The sequence below is a fragment of the Endozoicomonas sp. SESOKO2 genome, assembly GCF_024606245.1.
Taxonomy (GTDB): domain Bacteria; phylum Pseudomonadota; class Gammaproteobacteria; order Pseudomonadales; family Endozoicomonadaceae; genus Endozoicomonas_A.
Genome location: NZ_JAHHPQ010000169.1, coordinates 1 through 1,281, shown reverse-complemented (window position 1 = coordinate 1,281; position 1,281 = coordinate 1). Strand labels below are relative to the sequence as shown.

Below are 1,281 nucleotides of genomic sequence, written 5' to 3'. Positions count from 1 at the left end.
GACAGCGCCACTATGTTGAGCCTGAATTGCTCGCACTGCTTTAACTTTATCTTCTGGTAATAACTCTGCCTGGTAGTCTATGTCCAGTTTTCCAGCAAGAGCGGCAGCTGCACGTCGGTTGTCGCCGGTCATTATGATACTGTCGACACCAATACTTTTTAGTTTTCTGATCGCTTCAACAGCGTCATCACGCAAAGTGTCGGCTAAGCCAATAAGCCCCAGAATGGTTGCTCCGTCTTGAACCACGACTACTGTGTCACCTTCTGATTCCATGGACTCGATGATGGATTTGTTTACACCAAGATCTTTGTCATCAATATAACGGGGAGCCACTACTTTTATGTCTCGCCCCGAGACAGTGCCCTGAACCCCACGGCCGGTTAAAACCTGAATATCAGTGGCTTCTGAAATCGTAAGATTCCTGCTTTTTCTTTCATCAATAATGGCAGTAGCCAAAGGATGGCTGGAGCCCATTTCTACAGAGCCTGCCAGAGAGAGTACTTTATCTTCCTGCTCGCTGATGCCAACCACCCGGGTAACCCGGGGTTTACCCTCAGTGAGGGTGCCGGTTTTATCAAAAGCCAGCATCCTTATATTTCTCAGTTGTTCCAGAGCTGCGCCACCTTTAATCAGCGCACCAGAGCGCGCAGCAGAAGTCAGTGCCGACGTGACTGCGACTGGAATGGATACGACCAGCGCACAGGGGCAGGCAATCAACAGCAGAGTCAGGGCTTTATAGGCCCAGTGTGTCCAGACTGCGCCGGTAAACAGAGGAGGGATGATCATCACCAGAGCTGCCAGCCCCATGACCACTGGGGTGTACCAGGCACTGAATGCATCAACCATTCTGGCTACCGGTGCACGGCGTTCTTCCGCTTCTTCTATCAGGTTAATGATGCGATCAATCGCATTCTCGCCGGGTTCTGATGCCACTGTTAATCTTACAGGCTGATCGACCACCATGGAGCCTGCCATAATCTTTTCACCGGCTTGTCTGTTCACGGGAATGGATTCGCCCGTTACTGTACTTTCATCAAAAGAGCCATGATCGCAGTGAAGAAAGCCATCCACAGGTAAACGATCGCCGGGTAAAACTTCAATAAGCTCTCCGGGAACCAGAAAGTCTGCAACGACTTCTATGCGTTCACCGTCTTGTAGTTTCCAGGCTGTGTCTGGTATCAGTTGCATCAGGCTTGTTATGCCGGCTTTGGCTTTTCTTCCGGCGAAACCTTCCAACAGTTCACCCAAGGAAAACAGTAGCAATACCAAACCCGCTTCAAC

The 1,281-nt window shown here is 50.4% G+C and carries 1 protein-coding gene; it reads right to left on the bottom strand.

Translation table 11 applies throughout. The annotated features are described in order from the left end of the window. Positions 1 to 1,281, bottom strand: a 1,281-nt coding sequence (locus tag KDK17_RS04225) for a heavy metal translocating P-type ATPase (protein WP_257287424.1), incomplete at both ends; no start/stop codon positions are given.